Raw genomic sequence first — 18,078 nt, forward strand, 5'->3', positions numbered from 1 at the left:
TATAAGATGACGATGATGTAATAGGATGCAGCGCAGAAGGGCATGTAAGCCATGTATTATCGGCGAGATTAAGCAGCAGGCCATTAGGATGGAGCAAGGAAGGATTAAAGATAATGGCAAAGCTAAGGGTATTTAGCAAGAATGGAGGAAATTTAAGGGAAATAAGTGTGTTTAAGGAAGATGAAAAAAGCCTTCAAGGTAAGTAAGAAGAAAATAAAAGAAGCGATAAGAAAGATAAATAAATCTTCACGTGAAGTTATGAATAATATAACGATATTGAACATAGGGAAAGTAACGCCAATTTACAGGATATTAAAATCAATAAAATATGAAAATATAATTTAAGTTTTTTAAATTTAACAAACGCCTTGAAACTAGCTAATTTAAGGGGTTGTCTATAAAAATTAACCTACAATATCTTGACACTATCATAATTTTATAAGGTTTATCAGAGAGAAAACTTTTTAGCATATTGTTTAATGTTTTTCCCTTTTTAGGAGTAGTAATGACAAATATCATATAATTTCACCTAGTTTCCTATAACTTTCTTTTATTCTATTTAATAACCTTTCGTTTAAAGGATTCCTTTCAATTTCAATGAAACCTTTATTAATACGCATTTTGCAACCAAAATAAGTTCCTCCAATAAATGTAGAGCCGTAAAACCAGTCCCCTTTTATTAGGGAAATAATCGATAGAGCCCCTGAAGATAGGGCGGGAGCGATAAAGGGTTTAAAGCCCGTCATTCTAACATCTATATTTGCATTTTTTACCCTTTCTGTAAGTTCAATTGAAACCTCATCATCATAATTAACAATGCTGTTTGCAACGACAATGTCCTTACCATGGGGTCCAAAAACTCTTCCTTCTGTGTCGTAATTTTCGGCACCATTTATTAATTTTGAATAAAAGCTGGCCCTTGCATTCATAACACCAAGACCAAAACCAATTATTTGTTCGGGTTTTAGCCCCTTATAGTCGAAAGTGCCATTTTCATTTTTATTGCTTTCAACAAAGGCTACTTTGCATAAAAGGTCAACAGGATCAGAAACTACGGCAAAGATACCCTTAAAACCATTTTTACGAGCATTTTTAGCAACCTGCGTTATTATTTTTGAATTTCCTTCAAACTGAAGCATTCTAACATCGCCCTTTTCATCAAGTCCGGGGACATTGGAACTTACGCAAAATATCAATATATCGCAATCAAATATATCTTCTTCATTGAGGATTGAAACTTTTGGATATTTATCCTTACTAAAGGGCTCAAGAATTTGGTTAGCTTCATAGAACCATCTTTTCATTTTTTCGATGTTCTTATCGTAAATGCCTATGGATTCAATAATATTTTTTCCCATCAATCTAAGACCTGTTAACAAAATTCCACCAACATCTCCAAGACCAATTATGTTTATTTTATTAAAGTTTGCCTTGAAGGAATAAAAATCTTGCCAATCACTATAATTAGTGTTTATATAAATCAATTTTCTTTGGGTTATTTTGTCTATAAGCCCTTGTGGCAATTCATAAAAATCCATATTTTGATTTAATATTTCAATATCCTCTTCCTTAAGAAAAAGTTCACTAGGAGAAGTTACGACGAAACTTCTCCTTGATTTTGCTAAAGGCATTCTGCCAAAGAAGTATATTATATCTTGCTTAAAGCATTGTTCTTCTGAAATAGAAGGTAGATTATATTTATCAGATGAAAAAATAGACTTATCTTGTAATTTATAATAATACATATCAACACCTCATTCGCGAATAAGAATGTTTTCCATTCTTTCAAGGAGCTCAATGTCATTTTTAAGATAATGTGAAGGAGGTAGGCTCAGATCAAAGTTTATATCCTTACCGTGGTCTGGATATCTTGGAGAAATAAACACATCTCCAAGATTTGATAAAGTTAAATTCCTTTCCCTGATATTTTGATATTCTTCTTCTATTGCCTTTAATATATCAAAGGCATTTTCAAGGCATATTTTGGATAAATCATATATAGCCTTTTTTGATGCTTTTTTAATAAATGTAGGAGATGTATAGGGTAAAATTAAGTTTACAGATGCAATTAAATTTCTCTTTGGATATTCACCCCTCCAGAGAATGTCACCACCTATATATGGATAAAGTAAATTTTCATTAAACCAATGACGAAGTTTAGGTATAAAGTAAACGCAGTCAACATCTCTTTTTTGAACGTCCATTATTTCTTTTCCTCTTCCTGAAAGTATACCAACGATAATTTTATGAACCTTTACATCTTCTTTTTTTAGTAGAGGATCTAATGCCTTAATTCTATAGCCCTTATGCAGAACATCATCAATTAAGATTACCGGTCTATTAAAGGATTTTATCATTTTAACCTGGTTTTCTATTTCAAGGTAATAAGGATAGGCTTTTATAGTAAAGCTTTTCATATCTGGTTCAAAAAATTTTTCAGTGTGTAATGATTTCGTGACTGTATTTGGAACGATGTATCTATTTAAAAAATTGCCAAAGGGAACACACATAAAGGGGCCATATTTTTTATCCTTTTGAGGAATAGTTGATACACCATTTTCTTTACATATCTTCCTTACTAAACTTTCGTGAACAATATCCATATCGATAGGCAAGAGTAAACTGCCAGGATATAGATTTACAAGGGCCTCTAAAAGTTTTTTGCGTGTTTTTTCAATTGTTAAAGCGATGTTTGAATTACTTCTAAATGGTTCCTTTAAAACGTTTTCAATATCAAGATTAATCGTGCAGGGGGAGTTCATATTAACTGCATATACATCATCAGAATGTGGAATTTTTATAAAACCGTATAGAGCTAAATTATTTATGATTTCTTCGTCATTTAGTTCTAAACAATCTTTATAAATAGCGTAATCATAGTCTTTAGCGATGCAAAAGGCTAAAGTTTCGGTTAAAAGTATTTTATCAATATTTTTATAACTATTATCTTTATTAATATAAAGTGCATCAATCATTATTATTCTGCCAACTGCGTTTTCTCTTATATATTCAGTTGCAATAGCGTCAAAAAGTTCTAAATATAAAGATGAACTTCTTAGCCAATGGAAGGCAGAGAAGGCTAATATTTTATCCTCTTTTATGTCCTTTATTACTAAAAATCTTGCATTGTATTTTTGTGACATGGATATTAATTTTTGTTTATAAAGTTCACGTTTATCCTTAAATAATGTAGAAAGCAAAGAAATCAATTCACTGCTTGGTTCATCGTAAACTGCAATATCAATTGATACTGTTTTAATTATCGATTTATATTGTGGCTCCCTTCTATAAAAACCATTCTCAAAAATGTATCTTTCAGCTAAGGGGTCAACAAGGGCAGATATATTTTTATTTTTATCTATATAATTTCTAATTTGTGAAGAACTAATATCCTCATATTGTGGGGGAAGGGAAAGTTTAATTATGTCCTTTTTAAATTTTGAATAATCCTGTAGATTTAAACTATCATTTGTAGGAGTGTGTAAAAGACTCCTTCTTTCAAATATTATATGTGGGAAATTATAAATGTTAAAATCGCCCTCAGCTATTTTATAGGCAGAGGCATTGTTAATAACGTCGCTGCCAACGGTAAGGTATACTTCTGAATGAGGGAAAATGTCCTTAAGCTTTTTAAGGTCATTAACATTTGCTATGTTTATCGGGACATCCTTTGGGAATATATAAATTTTTAGCTCATCTGCTACTGAAAGATTTATAATGTTTCTTCTTAAAAGGTTTGGAAGAGTTTGCTTTGACCAAGAAAATTCATCTACTTGTAGATAAACAGTAAATCCTAAATCCCTGATCGCCTTTGCAATCTCTTTATGGCTTAAGGAGAAGGGGTCAAAACTTCCAGGGAAAAAGGCAATTTTATTTTCTGGCTCTAATTCAATATTGCCTATTGTATTTATATATTCTGAGATAAACCTATAAATATGATTTAACGATGCTGAATTTGAGAAAAATTGAAGGTCGTCGTTTTTATCTTCTGGAATCAAAGTTAAAAGCTTTTTAGCGATTAAGTTAAATATTTTTACTTTTTCTTCAAATTTTAGAGTATTATTTTCAAATATGATTTTTCCTATTACACTAATTGCCGTCCTTCTTATAGAATTTTTATAATGGACAAGGCCATTCATCAAAACACCTAATAGCCTATTTAATCTATGATAGTATAGGTTATTGTCCTCGTAAAAATTTATTTTATATTTAAAATAGTTAGCTATAGATATACCTATGGTCTTTAAAAGAAGTGTATTTATTTGCACACCTGCAGTTTTAATTTTTTCTACAAAGTCATCAACAACCTCATTTAATTCAACAGGTTTTAAATATAGGACTATTTGGCCTAAATATTCAGGGATATATTTAGTAAATTGATAACCTTCAATTTCAAGTGCCCTTAATAATTCTACAACTATGTCGTTTCGCTGTTCCATTGTAAGATATGGAATAAGTTTAACAAGCATTTCTCCTGCTTTATTTCTAACGCTTTCATAGGCACTAACCTTTAATATATTGCAGAAGTGAATTGCAATATAAAGCCCTGAGGTTTTAATATTGCTTATGGCATAATCGTAGAGCATTTCTATTTGAATCCTTTTTACAATCCAGCTGGTAGCTGTTTTTAAGTTGCTAAGGGAAATATCTGATATCTTGTTTTCGTATTTATTTATATCGAGCTCAATTGGATAACCTAATTTTAAAAGTATTTTAGTCTTAATATATTCCTCGGCTTCAAAATAATTGCTGTTCATATTTTTAATTAAATGTTCCTTTATTGTTCTCATTTTAGGGATAGTCGGGTATTTTTCTAAAAGTTTATCTATTGTATCAAGGGCGGATAAAACATAAACTAAATTGTCTGATGTAAAATTGTTAAGGAGAAATTCAATAAAAATATCATCATCTTCAGTTATAGGAATATATTTAATTGCCTCTATCATAAAGATTAAATTGTATTTAGGAGGTGAAGTTTTGTAAATTTCTTTTAAAACCTCTTTGTAAGAATTAACTTGATTTCTTCTACAGTTTTTAAATAGCGACGATAGCATTGTGCTAAAATTGTAGCCAATCCATCCCTTATGTAAGTCTAATAACCTTTCATCGGGGCTTAAAAAAAGTTTAATATATTGTTTTAAAAGGTCCAAGCTAGTAATTGAAGGATTTTCTATGTTAATATCCTCAGGAACTTCCTTTCTGTATTCTTCATCAAAGGTGGCAATTAATGTTCCTATAAGCTGGGCACACTGCTTTCTAATATCATCTTCTGGGTTTAACATTTCATCGTATAAGAATTTTAGCATTAATATCTTTTGATGTTGAGTTAAATACTGGGAATATTCCTCAAATACACTTAGGTATTCCCTAAGATTATTTTTATCCGAAAGGCTTCTTGCAGCCTCCAGCATAAGATTTAGTGAAGCTTCGTCGCGAAGGCGATGCATTAAATTGATGTTGTGATAAATTGCAGCAAACTTAAGGTGATTTATAACATCTTTGCCTTGTAGTAGTGAATAGTTTATTTTACTTTTCTCTTCTTTAGGTTGACTCTTTTCTAAGTCGACATTTATACCAAGGCTAATTAAATAGTCTTCAAAATCCTTTAATTTTGCGTAAACCTTTCTATATCTTTTTCTTTTTTTTCTATCGACGTTATCGAGTTTTTGCAATATTACATCGAAGGACTCCTCCAGAGAGAAAATATGCATCTTTTGTCCTTCACCTATTTTTTTATTTTTCACCCTAAAATCAGAATATATAAGGATTAATGATTCGATTGGAAGATTCTCAAGTTCTAAATCCCAAGTGGAATGATTAACGGCAATATGGCCTATATACATGATATTATTCTTTTTAAACCACATATCTGTATAGTAATAATGAAGGTAGGGTATTTTTTTTAACTCTTGAGGCCTACATCCGAATTTACCTATATCGTGACCGGCGGCTGCTCCTGAAATTTTAGCAAGGCTAATAGGGAGGCCAGAAGCCTTTACCTGTCTTGCAATATATAGTGCAAGAGAATGAACGCCGCAAATATGATCTAAGGTATTATGCTGGGTTAGCTCTTTATGTAATTTCATAAGCTCATAAATGTATTCACTGTTGAATGCCTTTAAGAACCTGCTATATTCTGTTCTCATTTCGCTATCTATTTCGTCTTCATTTAAAAATATCAGTGGAAACCTTCCTTGCCAAGAATTATCATCGTAATATTTTTGAATTCTATTTAAAATAGAAAATAATAATAAAAATATTTCGCATACCAATGAATAATCATCATATAATTTTATTGTTACAGCATTTGGAAAGGATTTAGATAGAGTATATTCATATAAATATTGCAAGAAGTTTTCGGGAATTGGACCTAAAACTTTAATATTATCGTAAACTTCATTATAAAGTTCTTTTGCTGTAAATTTTTTATTCCTTACTAGGGATTCTAATTTTTCTATAAGGTCATCGTTAATAAAATTTTTAATTAGATTAATATTTTGATTTAAAATATGATTATACAACAAGTTATCCATTTCATACTTCAGAATATTAAAAATATTTATATTTTCCATAGAAATCACCTCAAGGTTTGAATTTACTAATATTATCTCAAAAAATGAAGATTTATTCAATAAATATGTTTTTTTAAAAACGAAGGGTTTATTTACAAGAAATCAAAATTACCTTATAATTACAATAAGAGATTGAACTAAACTACCGAAAGGAAATGGTCTATGCAAACTAAAAAGAGGCTAGGTGAAGTTTTAATAGAGGCAGGTTTAATAACCCAAGAACAGCTTCAAAAGGCTCTAACATTACAGAAAAGTAGTGGGAAAAAGCTTGGGGAAATATTAGTTGAGCAGGGGTTTATTTCAGAGGATCAAATTATTGAGGTTTTAGAATTTCAACTTGGAATACCCCATGTTAAGCTTGATAGATTTCCAATAGAACAAGATGCAGTAAAGCTTATTTCTGAAGGCATTGCCAAAAGACATACATTGATTCCTATTAAGCTTGAAAAGGACAAGCTATATGTAGCAATGGCTGATCCTTTAAATATATTTGCAATAGAAGATGTTCAAATTTATAGCGGTAAAAACGTTCAACCGGTTATAGCAAAATCCGATGAAATAAAAAGACAAATAGATAAGTATTATGGCAAACAAGAGGCCCTTAAAGCTGCTGAGGAATTTAAGAAGGAAAGCAAGGTATTTAAAACTGAAAGAAATAAAAATGCTGCTGAAGATGAATCAGCCTCTGCGCCGATTATAAAATTAGTAAATTCGATATTTGAACAGGCAATAAATCAAAGGGCCAGCGATATTCACATAGAGCCCTTTGAAGAGGAGCTAAAGATAAAATTTAGAATCGACGGAATACTTTATGAAATTATGAAGATGGAAATTGAGCTTCATTCAGCCCTTGTTGCCAGGATAAAGGTTTTAGGAAATATGGATATAGCAGAAAGAAGAATTCCGCAGGATGGAAGAACTTCATATACGTATTTTGAACAGGAATATGACATGAGAATTTCAAGTTTACCAACAGTTTATGGTGAGAAGGTAGTAATAAGGATAGCAGATAAAAGGGCGTTTTTAAAGGATAAAACCAATTTAGGATTTTTAAAACACGATTTGGAGCTGTTTGATAAAATAATTTCATCCCCGCATGGGATCATTTTAGTTAGTGGTCCTACAGGAAGTGGAAAATCAACAACTTTGTATACGATTTTAAGAGAACTTAATACAGGAAGCAAAAACATTATAACAGTAGAAGACCCTGTAGAAAGCACGATATATGGTATAAATCAAGTCGAAGTAAACCCAAAGGCTGGATTAACCTTTGCGATAGCTTTAAGATCGATTCTAAGACAAGATCCAGATATTATTATGATAGGGGAAATTAGAGATAAAGAAACTGCTGAAATAGCAGTTCGTGCAGCGATAACTGGACACCTTGTTCTATCAACTATACATACAAACGATGCAGCAAGTGCCGTAACAAGGCTTGTGGATATGGGGATTGAAAATTATTTGATTAGCTCTTCATTGGTTGGTGTAATTGCCCAAAGGCTTGTAAGAAGAATATGTCCCCATTGTAAAGAGGAGTATATTCCGGATGAAACAGAAATTAATGCTTTAGGTATTAATGATATTCAAAATATAAAGCTATATAAAGGAAAAGGATGTTCATACTGTGGCAATAAAGGATATATGGGAAGAACAGGCATTTATGAAATATTGGTTATAGATAAAGAATTAAGAAATTCTATTTTAAAAACTTCCAGCAGTGATGAATTAAAGGATTTAGCAGTTAAAAAGGGGCTTGTTACACTTAAAGAGAGTTGCAAACAGAAGGTATTGATGGGGGAAACAACCTTTGAGGAATACTTAAGGGTAACCTATTCTATGGATTAAAAGAGGGATGACTATGGCGGAGTTTTTTTATGAAGCAATTAACAGCAGAGGGAAAAGAATAAAGGGTAATGTTATAGCTAATGACCTTGAAACTGCTTTATCACAATTAAAATCAAAGGGATATTATATTATTGACATTGGTGAGAAAAATTTATTTAACAAGGAGATAAGTATTAAGTTTTTAAACAAAGTATCTTCAAAGGATTTATATTTGTTTTGTAGACAGCTTGCAACTTTATTGGAAGCGGGGCTTACACTTTTGACTTCTTTAGAGGTAATAAGAAATCAGCTCTCAAATAAAAGGCTTGTTAAGGCTGTAAATAATCTATATGAGGATGTTAAAAAGGGGAAAACATTATCTGAGTCGATGATGGAAAATAAAGACGTATTTCCAGATTTGCTTATTAATATGGTAGAAGCAGGAGAGGTGAGTGGATCTTTAGATAATTCCTTTGAGAAAATGGCTTACCACTTTGAAAAGGACATGAAGCTCAAGCAAAAGGTTACAAATGCACTTATGTATCCAGCTATAGTTTTATTAGTTGCAGTAATTGTGCTAAATCTTCTTTTGATTTTTGTAATTCCGACATTTGTAGGGCTATTTAATGATTTAGGCGTTGAATTGCCTCCAACAACTAAATTTATTCTATCTACAAGTTCATTTATTAAGAATTATTGGTTGATGCTTCTTATAATGATTATATTGATATCTATTTTAATAAATATATACAAAAAAACACCATCAGGAAGTATATTTTTTTCAACATTAAAGCTTAAAATTCCTATAATAGGGAATATATCATTAAATGCATCAATCGCAAGATTTTCAAGGACTCTTTCTACTTTAATCGATGCTGGAGTTCCTTTAGTTGCTGCGATTGATACAACAAAAAAACTATTAGGCAATGCCTATATAGAAAAGCAATTTGAAGATGTTGCTGAAAGGGTGAAGGGGGGTGAGGGATTAAGTAGACCAATTGAAGATCTAGAGATTTTCCCAACTCTTGTTCCTGTTATGATAAAAACTGGGGAAGAGAGTGGAACTTTAGAAGAGATGCTTACAAAATTAGCAGATTTTTATGAAAATGAAGTTGAAAACTCAGTAGCAAGGCTAACTGCAGTCTTTGAACCGGTCATGATAGTTTTTTTAGCACTAATAGTAGGTTTTATGCTAGCTTCAATAATTTTACCGATGTTTAAACTTTATGGTAACATGAATTTAGGTTAGGAGGGTTTTGTTATGGAAAAGAGAAAAAAGAAAGGTTTTACATTGATTGAAATGGTTGTGGTTTTAGCTATTATAGCTGTTTTAGCAGGTATTGCTGTTCCACAAGCATTAAATTCAATAAATAAGTCAAAATCAACTGCTGATATTGCAAATGCGAAAGCTTTGGCAGGTGCAATAACCCAGGGAGTTGCAGAAGGGCAGATTACATTAGCTGATACACAAAATGCTTGGAAAATTGTTAATACTACTAATATAAGTAACCTTAACAAGTATATTAGTTCAATACCAAAATCAAAGAAATATGATGTTGAATTTGAATATAAATATGATGCTGCTAATGGAATTTTAACAATAGGTGTTAAAGATAATCAAGACAATTATCACATTTTATATCCAAATCCAGAAGCGAATTATTAATAATAAACCAGAGGTTTGGTTTACCTCTGGTTTAAATTAATTAAATAATGGAAGTGGTTTCACATGAATAAAGGCTTCACATTAGTTGAAATTATAATTGTTCTTGCTATAATTAGTATCATCGCTGCAGTAACAACACTTAATTTTGTTAGGCTAGGTAAAAGCTCAAGGGTTGATAGTTATGCTAATGAAATTGCATCAATGTTAAAGGAAACTTATGAAAATTCAAGTAAAGAGATGGATTATGAAAGTTGGCATGTAGAAATTAAAAAAATCGGAGATAAATTTTATGTTGAACTTAAAGGAAATAATGCCCAAAAGGAAATAGAGTTAGTTAACGTTGACATTATTATAAAAAATGATAGTTCCACTTTGACACTTCAAAATTCTGTATCAATAATGTTTTCATCAAATGGCAATGTAATAGTTAAATACGATGATGGAACAAAATTAGAAAATGAAAATTTATATGTAGAAATATGTGAAAGGAACAATCCATCAATAAAAAAGGTGATAGAAATCAACTCACTTCCACCAGGAAACATAAAGGTTAAATAGGGATGATTATATGAGAAAAAAAGGTTTTACACTTGTTGAAATGTTAGTTGTTGCACTTATTTTATTTATAGTATTAGAAGTTGGTTATAATATTTTAATTAACAATATAAAAATGGCCTATAGAGAAAAGAACAAAGCCTATATTGAAACTCAAGCAAAATCATTTTTAGATTATATCTTTACATCGCTTCAATCATCCTATCAGGAAACGATTGATGCTAAAGATAACAAGTTGATATTTATAGTGCCCAAAAATAATAATCAAGTTTTGTTTAGTGAAAATACGTCTAATGGAGTTAAAATAGAAGTTACCTATAGTAATAACTCTATATACGTTCAAAAAACGGATTTGCAAAGTAACAAAACTTCTAATAATCTAGTTTTAAATGGCAACATAAAGCAACTTAATATTACAAAACAAAATCGGCTTATTACTATTACGTTAGTTGTGGATTTTAAAGATAAAAAAACAATAAAAACATATACTTTAAGCTATACAATTAGAAATTGAAGGGGATTTTTATGTTTGAAAAAGTATGCGTAGAAATTAGTAATAATTATATTAAGGTAATAGAAGGTAAAATGGGGAAAAAAGTTAATATAAAAAGAGTAGGAGAAATAAGTTTTGACGTAGGAATAAATAAATCAGTATTGGATTTAGATGAAATTGAAGTTTGTGAAAAACTAAATAAGTTTTTTTCAGAAAATAAATTAACAAAAAAGAGCTTAAATATCATACTATCTGGTGTATCAAATTTATTGGTTAGAGAAATAGTAATTCCTAATATAAGACGGGATAAAATATATGATCTTTTAAAATTTGAAGCATCCCAATATTTTCCTGTTGATTTAGAAAAATATATAATTGATTATAAATTAATAAATACCTATAAAGAAAATAAAATTATTAAAAAACAAAGAATTTTAGTTTTTGCGCTTCAAAAGAAGATGATAGAAAAGGTTATTAGTATAGCAAACAAATTAAATATAAAAATAAACAAAATAGACATTGAGCCTAATGTGATTGCAAAATTATTATCAAAAAGCATGGGGCAATCCATTGAAATGGCTCCTAATAATATTTCTATGATTGTGAATCTGCAAAGGAGTTTTTTAACTGCGGTGATAGTAAAGGATAACGTAATTCAAATGACTAAAACTTTCCCATTTGATCTTATTGAAATGTATAAAAATAAGGATAGAGAAGATTTTATTCAAGATCAATATATATTAAATGAAGCTTTGGAGAATATTTATAAACTATTGGAGTTTTATATTGCTAAGGAAAGAACAGATATTAATTCAATTATTTTAACAGGAGAGCTTGCAAAGTATTTTAATTTGAGTTTGCTTCTGCAACAAAAAACAGGCGTCAAAACACAAGTTTTAGAAAATCTTCAATTTTTGGATAATTTAACTCAAAACTATGACTTAAATTCCTTTATAGTTCCAATTGCAGGGCTACTTTAGAGTTAAGGAGAGATTTTATGTTTAACCACAGCTTGCTGCTAAAAGATAAGGACATAAATTTCCTAGAGGCATATTATAGATATGGAAAACATAAAGATTTTAATTTTGCAAAATATCTTTGGCTTATAGGAATTGAAATATTTATTTTCGCAATTATCACATTATTTATGTTATTTAATATCAATTCCTATAAAACTATGAATGATAAAATTAAATCAAATATAGAAAAGTATAAAAATATTGAATCTGAAATTGAAAGATTTCAAATAATGAAGGGGTTACTTGAAAATAAACAAATATTTATGAAGGATATAATTGAAGGTAATAATTCATTATACAACATTTTAACAGAAATAGAAAGTAAAATTCCGACAAATTTAAAAATAGAAAATTTAAACATATCAAAAGAAAAATTAACTATGATGGTAGTTACAAATAAAGAGGAAAATATTGCTCAGTTTATTTATAACTTACAAAACTATGATTGTTTTAAAAATATAAGCATTAATGGGATAACTAATTATGAGGGTCAGATTAGAACTACAATAACAGCTGATATAGTTAGGAAGTGAGCGATATGACGGAGAGAGATAAGAAGTTGATTTTTATTTTAATAATGCTTTTGATTGGTGTTTTATATTATTATTTTTACCAAAATCTAAATTCAAAACTTGAAGCTTTAAAGCAGGAAAATATCCAGCTTACAAGCAAGGAGGAACAGTTAAATAAAGCAATTATTATATATAATTCAAATAAGGAAAAAATGCAACAAATCAATCAAGAATATAATGATATTTCATTGAAATTACCAAAAAATTTGGATGAGAAATTTGTATTAATAGATTCTTTAAATTTGCTAAGAAAATATGACGCTAGAATTGGTGATATTCCAATTGAAAAGAAACAGCAATTTATCTTTGAAAAAAATAATAAAAAAATAGACAAAATATTTTTTTATAAGATAACATTAAATACGCAAATTAACTATGAAAATTTTAAAAAAATGTTAAAAGAAACAAAGGATTTTAATACCCTATATATGATAGATAATATTTTGTTAAAACCGATTTCTGGTAAGTCAACGGGGATATTAGATTCAACGTTTGATTTATACTTCTTTGGATATGATGATGAAAAGGCACCTGAGAGGGAATGGACTGATTTAAATAATAGCATAGGGAAGACAAATCCCTTTAAATAATCAGGAAGGGACGTGAAAATATTAAAAAATTTAATGGTTTAACATTAATTGAGGTATTAGTATCTATTGCAATATTAGGGATACTGATGATTCCACTTTTTACTATGTCGGATTTTATAATGAAAATAAATAAAACATCTTCAGACAAACTTGATGTTGGGCAAATAATGACTATTTATATAGAAAAATATAAGATTGATCCTTCAAACTCATACTTTGAGCATCTAGAAAATGGGATTGCTGAGTATAAAATTTACTTTGAGGATGTAGGTGAAATAGCAAAGTTTAAAGTAGAAAGCCCAAATGACCAGGCAGAGAAAATAAGAAAAATAAAAAAATTAATGTTATTATTAAGAAATTAAATAAGACTCTAAATAATTACGAAACGGTTAAGCAGGAAACAATATTGATAATGCAATGAGAGTGATATTTATGAAAAAAGGTTCTGCATTGATTTTTGTGATATTAATATTTTCCATCCTTCTGACTTTAAGCGTTGGACTTTTGCAATTTTCAGTAGCATCCTACAAACAAAGCGATAGTTTTGTTTCAAAAAATGAGAACTTCTACAATGGAGATTCAGCAATTGAATTAACTTTGTTTATTCTTGAGGCCTTTTCGGAAAAAGCAAGAAGGGAGGCCTATGAATATTGCTTTAAAGATGGAAATGTTAATACAGAAAGCCCTGAAGTTAAAATAATATATGATCAATATATGGCTCAGATTAATGATAACAACCCCAATAATGATGATGCAGCTTATAATGCTTATAAAGAAAATTTAAGTAAAATTTATATAAAAAAATATAAAGAATATTTAAAGACATATTTAGTGGATAAAGCTGATGATCAACTTTTAAATTTAAATCTTCAGGTTGAGATGTTAAATGAAAAAATTGAAATAGATTATTGGAGACAAGCCGTTGAATATATTTATAATAAAATACTGTCTCCTATTTATCCAAACGTAGACTTTAAAATTCTTTTATATAATGAAGCAATTAAAGATCTTGAGTTTTCAAAGGTTTTAGGAAACCAATTTAATTCATCATTTGAGGATTTCAATCTTATTTCAGAATCTTACCCAAGGGAAACCATAATAATACGTTCTAAGGATAAAACAGACAATACTAAGAATTATATTTTGCTCAACTGCGAATTTAAGCCAGAAGGCGGGGGATTTGTTGAAGGGAATCTTCCCCTTATAACTGATAATATCTTATTTCAAAAACCTTTAGTAGTTGCAAGTCATGAAAATGAACCGATTAAAAAAATTGATGATTATGTTGATTTTTCAGTTGTTGGAAACCATGATGAAGTTATAGTAATTGATAATGCTAATAAAATCTATATTTATCTTGATAAGAATAGCAATAGTAGCAACATCGATATTGACCTTTCAAACTATGATGGATATAAAGTATTAATAGCTTCAAAAAATAATCTATATATAAAATCAACCAATAATATAACTATATATGGTAATATAATGGTAGATAAGCTTGATAGGGATAATAGTATTCAACAATACAACGTTGTAGATCAGCAATATAATATATATAAAAGTTCATTTAAAGATAATGAAAGCAATAAAACCATTACAGTCAAGTATGATCAAAATATTTCGAAATATTGGATACTGATTTTAAATGAACTTAAAAACGTTAATAAAATAGATCAAACCACATATGACAAAATAATTAAATATTTCAAATTACAAGATCAAGGTAACGATGTGAAGATAGTAAAGGATTTAAATTTTTCTAATTTCACCACAAGCATTAATATCTTGACAAGGAGGCAGATTAGAGTAAATAATTGATAAAGAGGACAACTTAAAAAGGTTGGGTTAGCGTGAAAATACTACTTCTTTCGGATGTGGAATCAAAATATATTTGGGATTATTTTAATCCAGAAAGATTTAAGGATATTGAGCTTGTTATATCCTGCGGGGATTTAAAATCTGAATATTTATCTTTTATAGTAACGATGATAAAGGCACCTTTGCTTTATGTCCATGGCAACCATGATACTGATTATTTGACCAATCCTCCAGAGGGATGTCAATGTATAGATGATAAATTGGTTGTATACAAAGGAATAAGAATTGTAGGCCTTGGTGGTAGCAAATTTTACAATAGTAGCTTACTTCAATATACAGAGGCACAAATGGAAATGCGGATTGCAAAGCTAAGGCCGAGAATTTGGTGGCATAACGGATTTGACATTTTAGTAACTCATGCAGCAGCCTATGGCCTTGGAGATGGTGACGATAAATGTCATGAAGGGTTTAAGGCCTTTAATAGGCTTATAGATAAATATGAGCCTAAATATTTTATCCACGGTCATATGCATCTTAATTATGGTAACAAGGAAAGGATTATTAAATATAAGAACACAACCATAATAAATGCGTATCAATATTACATTTTAGAATATTAGGGAGGTTTATGCCTCCCTAAATTATTTCGACACCTTCTACAAACCAGTCCATATTAAGTATTTGATCAAGGGTTGCAATCTCGTCAGGTTCAATCCTAAGATTTCCATCCTTATCGTAAATAGGGCCGGTAAATGGGTGATATATATTGCTAATAACCATCCTTTTCATATGTTCAACAAGTTTTTGGGTTTCAAGGGGAATATTATCCTTTGAATAATATATATCTAAAACGCCAGAGTCGATTCCCCACCAGAAGTTTACAAGACGGTTGGTGTTATTAAAAAGGTCTGAAATCGTCTTTATGCTTCCATTCAATATGCTATTTAGTATTTTTTCATAGAATATTCCCCATCTCCAAATTGGAGCGGCAAGATATTTATCGGGCTTTTTATCATTGATAGAAGTTAGCATAGAATATACACCATATTCCTTTGTAATTGGATGATCCTCATCAATGGTAATATTTGCAATTATATCAGCTCCGAGTTCTATCAGCTTATCATCTGCATCTTCGTTTTTAACTTTACTATACCATTCATTGGTCCATGATACTAGAATCTTAGCAAAGGGATTAATAAGCCTTACACCTTGAGTAAAGGCGTTTATTGAAGAAACTACTTCTGGAGCAGGACTTGTAGCTACATAACCTATTTTATTTGTTTTTGTTAAGGCACCAGCAATAAGTCCTGATAGGAACCTTGGCTCATAGGTTCTGCCGAAATAATTCCCTACATTAGAATAGGGCTTAAATTCTGAGCAGTTAAAAAATTTAATGTTTTGAAATTCAATGGCACATTTTACAGTTGAATTTAAAAATATTGGGCTTGTAGTAAATATAACATCGAAATCTTTTTCGGCAACTTTTCTTATGGCATCATATGAAGTATCATCAAGGGGAATATTGGCAAAGTATTCAGTTGTTATATGATCCTTTAAAACCTCCTGCACATATTTTCTGCCTAATTCATGGGCATAAGTCCAACCAGAGCTTTCTGGATCCTTTGCATAAATAAATGCAACCTTTAAAGTTTTCTTGATGTTTACTAAAGAAGTTAAAGTGGATATAATGTTCTGTTCATTTATATACGGTGTTGTCTTTATTTCTTCATCTATCGATGATACTGATTTTAATATTTGAATTATACTCCTTATTCTGTGAGTTAACTCTTCATCTGTAACTTCAATCGGTAATCCATATATATTGCAATATTCTAAAAAGGCATCGGCAGTTGTAATAGGAAGCTTGCCACCACCAAGGTTAAGATATAATCTTCTAAAATTCATATAAATATATTTTTCAAAATATCTATACTTATTTTCTTCAAATTTTATTTCACTAGGATTAAAATTCTCTAATATCCTTAATAATTTATCAAAGCTTCCAAGCTTAGAAAAATATATCGATTGAATACCAGTAATCTTATTAAAATTAAGGAATTCATAATAAAGCTTTATCTCATGGTTAGTTTCGTCGTATTTTGGAATTAATCTTGTTACATCTGCATAAATTGAATATACATCGAAATATTTTAATATGCTAACCCTTTTGTTACCTTCAACGACATAATACCAATTTAAATACTCGTAAACCTTTATGGGATCTCTAATTCCTTCATCTAAATGGGCTGTGCATAATGCAACCCATTTTTTCTGAAACTCTGTATTAGGGTTTAATATGGGCATAAAGTTTTTAGCAAAGGACCTGCTCCTTAAATAGGTGTATGTTCCTATGATCTTCTTTAAAGGGACTTCCTTTATCCCTATATTTATTTCTGATATTATTTCGGTGTTTTTAAGTATCCCCTCTAAGGATGGAAGATATCCTGATTGACCTAAGGAAGCATTTTTAGAATATTCCTTTAGGGCCATTTTCCTTGCATTTATATAATGTTCTTCAGGAGTAAAATTTCGCATCTGATCACCTCATAAAAGTGCTTTTAAAATATATTATATAAAAATATGAAAACATGCAATTAATTTTATGGTGAACTACCCCCACTTATAGAAGTGGTGGCTTCGTGGTCAAGGTAACTTCTGTTACCAGATTACCCACGCTCAAAGGGCTGTTCCTTCCCCATATATACCAATCACATGGCTAATTTTAGCAAATTCTTGCTTGCATTTATATCTCTATCATGAACTGCACCACACTTTGGACATTTCCATTCTCTCAATGCTAAATTCTTTACATCAGGATTTTTATATCCACATTCACTACATGTTTGACTTGATGCATAATTTTGTGGTGCTATTATTATTTCTCTGCCATACCATCTTGCTTTATATTCTAACATCCTTCTAAATTCTGCCCATGATACTTCTGTTATTGCTTTGGCTAATTTATG

The 18,078-nt window shown here is 29.9% G+C and carries 16 protein-coding genes and 1 pseudogene; 13 read left to right on the forward strand and 4 right to left on the reverse strand.

What is annotated here, in order from left to right; genetic code table 11:
* Positions 1-14 precede the first annotated feature (14 nt).
* Both CAAU_RS15575 and CAAU_RS15580 read left to right on the forward strand, forming a co-directional pair.
* Positions 15-129: pseudogene (locus tag CAAU_RS15575) on the forward strand (UPF0236 family transposase-like protein); the annotation flags it as partial.
* 51 nt (positions 130-180) lie between these two features.
* On the forward strand, positions 181-345 hold the full coding sequence (locus tag CAAU_RS15580) for a UPF0236 family protein (protein ID WP_008908087.1): 165 nt from the start codon (positions 181-183) through the stop codon (positions 343-345).
* Between the two features lie 170 nt (positions 346-515).
* Here CAAU_RS15580 and CAAU_RS05150 read toward each other — a convergent pair whose 3' ends face one another.
* Positions 516-1,745, reverse strand: coding sequence for a lactate/malate family dehydrogenase (locus tag CAAU_RS05150; protein WP_008908364.1), 1,230 nt, complete (start codon positions 1,743-1,745; stop codon positions 516-518).
* A gap of 9 nt (positions 1,746-1,754) precedes the next feature.
* The gene (locus CAAU_RS05155; RefSeq protein WP_008908365.1) at positions 1,755-6,572 is read right to left on the reverse strand and encodes a hypothetical protein; all 4,818 of its coding nucleotides are present in this window, start codon (positions 6,570-6,572) and stop codon (positions 1,755-1,757) included.
* Between the two features lie 162 nt (positions 6,573-6,734).
* Here CAAU_RS05155 and CAAU_RS05160 point away from each other — a divergent pair, with 162 nt between their 5' ends.
* The 11 genes from CAAU_RS05160 (at position 6,735) to CAAU_RS05210 (ending at position 15,732) form a co-directional block, all read left to right on the forward strand.
* Positions 6,735-8,417 (forward strand): GspE/PulE family protein, encoded by a 1,683-nt coding sequence (locus CAAU_RS05160; protein WP_008908366.1) that lies wholly within the window; start codon positions 6,735-6,737, stop codon positions 8,415-8,417.
* A gap of 13 nt (positions 8,418-8,430) precedes the next feature.
* Positions 8,431-9,645: a type II secretion system F family protein gene (locus CAAU_RS05165; RefSeq protein ID WP_008908367.1), complete on the forward strand. Its 1,215-nt coding sequence runs from the start codon at positions 8,431-8,433 to the stop codon at positions 9,643-9,645.
* 12 nt (positions 9,646-9,657) lie between these two features.
* Positions 9,658-10,062, forward strand: a complete 405-nt coding sequence (locus CAAU_RS05170) for a type II secretion system protein (RefSeq protein WP_008908368.1) — start codon at positions 9,658-9,660, stop codon at positions 10,060-10,062.
* 63 nt (positions 10,063-10,125) lie between these two features.
* Positions 10,126-10,620, forward strand: coding sequence for a prepilin-type N-terminal cleavage/methylation domain-containing protein (locus CAAU_RS05175; protein ID WP_008908369.1), 495 nt, complete (start codon positions 10,126-10,128; stop codon positions 10,618-10,620).
* Positions 10,621-10,630: 10 nt separating this feature from the next.
* Positions 10,631-11,131: a type II secretion system protein gene (locus CAAU_RS05180; RefSeq protein ID WP_008908370.1), complete on the forward strand. Its 501-nt coding sequence runs from the start codon at positions 10,631-10,633 to the stop codon at positions 11,129-11,131.
* An 11-nt stretch (positions 11,132-11,142) separates the two neighbouring features.
* Complete coding sequence (gene pilM / locus CAAU_RS05185) at positions 11,143-12,090, forward strand: pilus assembly protein PilM (protein WP_008908371.1); 948 nt, start codon at positions 11,143-11,145, stop codon at positions 12,088-12,090.
* Between the two features lie 17 nt (positions 12,091-12,107).
* Positions 12,108-12,662, forward strand: a complete 555-nt coding sequence (locus tag CAAU_RS05190; protein WP_008908372.1) for a PilN domain-containing protein — start codon at positions 12,108-12,110, stop codon at positions 12,660-12,662.
* A gap of 5 nt (positions 12,663-12,667) precedes the next feature.
* On the forward strand, positions 12,668-13,291 hold the full coding sequence (locus CAAU_RS05195; protein WP_008908373.1) for a hypothetical protein: 624 nt from the start codon (positions 12,668-12,670) through the stop codon (positions 13,289-13,291).
* Between the two features lie 20 nt (positions 13,292-13,311).
* Positions 13,312-13,653, forward strand: coding sequence for a type II secretion system protein (locus tag CAAU_RS05200; protein WP_423219148.1), 342 nt, complete (start codon positions 13,312-13,314; stop codon positions 13,651-13,653).
* Between the two features lie 70 nt (positions 13,654-13,723).
* Positions 13,724-15,112 carry a hypothetical protein gene (locus CAAU_RS05205; protein ID WP_008908375.1) on the forward strand — a complete coding sequence of 463 codons (1,389 nt, stop codon included), beginning with the start codon at positions 13,724-13,726 and terminating at the stop codon, positions 15,110-15,112.
* A 32-nt stretch (positions 15,113-15,144) separates the two neighbouring features.
* On the forward strand, positions 15,145-15,732 hold the full coding sequence (locus tag CAAU_RS05210; RefSeq protein ID WP_008908376.1) for a metallophosphoesterase family protein: 588 nt from the start codon (positions 15,145-15,147) through the stop codon (positions 15,730-15,732).
* Positions 15,733-15,748: 16 nt separating this feature from the next.
* Here CAAU_RS05210 and CAAU_RS05215 read toward each other — a convergent pair whose 3' ends face one another.
* On the reverse strand, positions 15,749-17,647 hold the full coding sequence (locus tag CAAU_RS05215; protein WP_008908377.1) for a BMP family ABC transporter substrate-binding protein: 1,899 nt from the start codon (positions 17,645-17,647) through the stop codon (positions 15,749-15,751).
* 173 nt (positions 17,648-17,820) lie between these two features.
* A partial coding sequence (locus CAAU_RS05220; RefSeq protein ID WP_040306021.1) for an RNA-guided endonuclease TnpB family protein occupies positions 17,821-18,078 on the reverse strand: 258 nt, incomplete at its 5' end.

This window comes from Caloramator australicus RC3 (assembly GCF_000297115.1).
Taxonomy (GTDB): Bacteria; Bacillota; Clostridia; order Clostridiales; family Caloramatoraceae; genus Caloramator; species Caloramator australicus.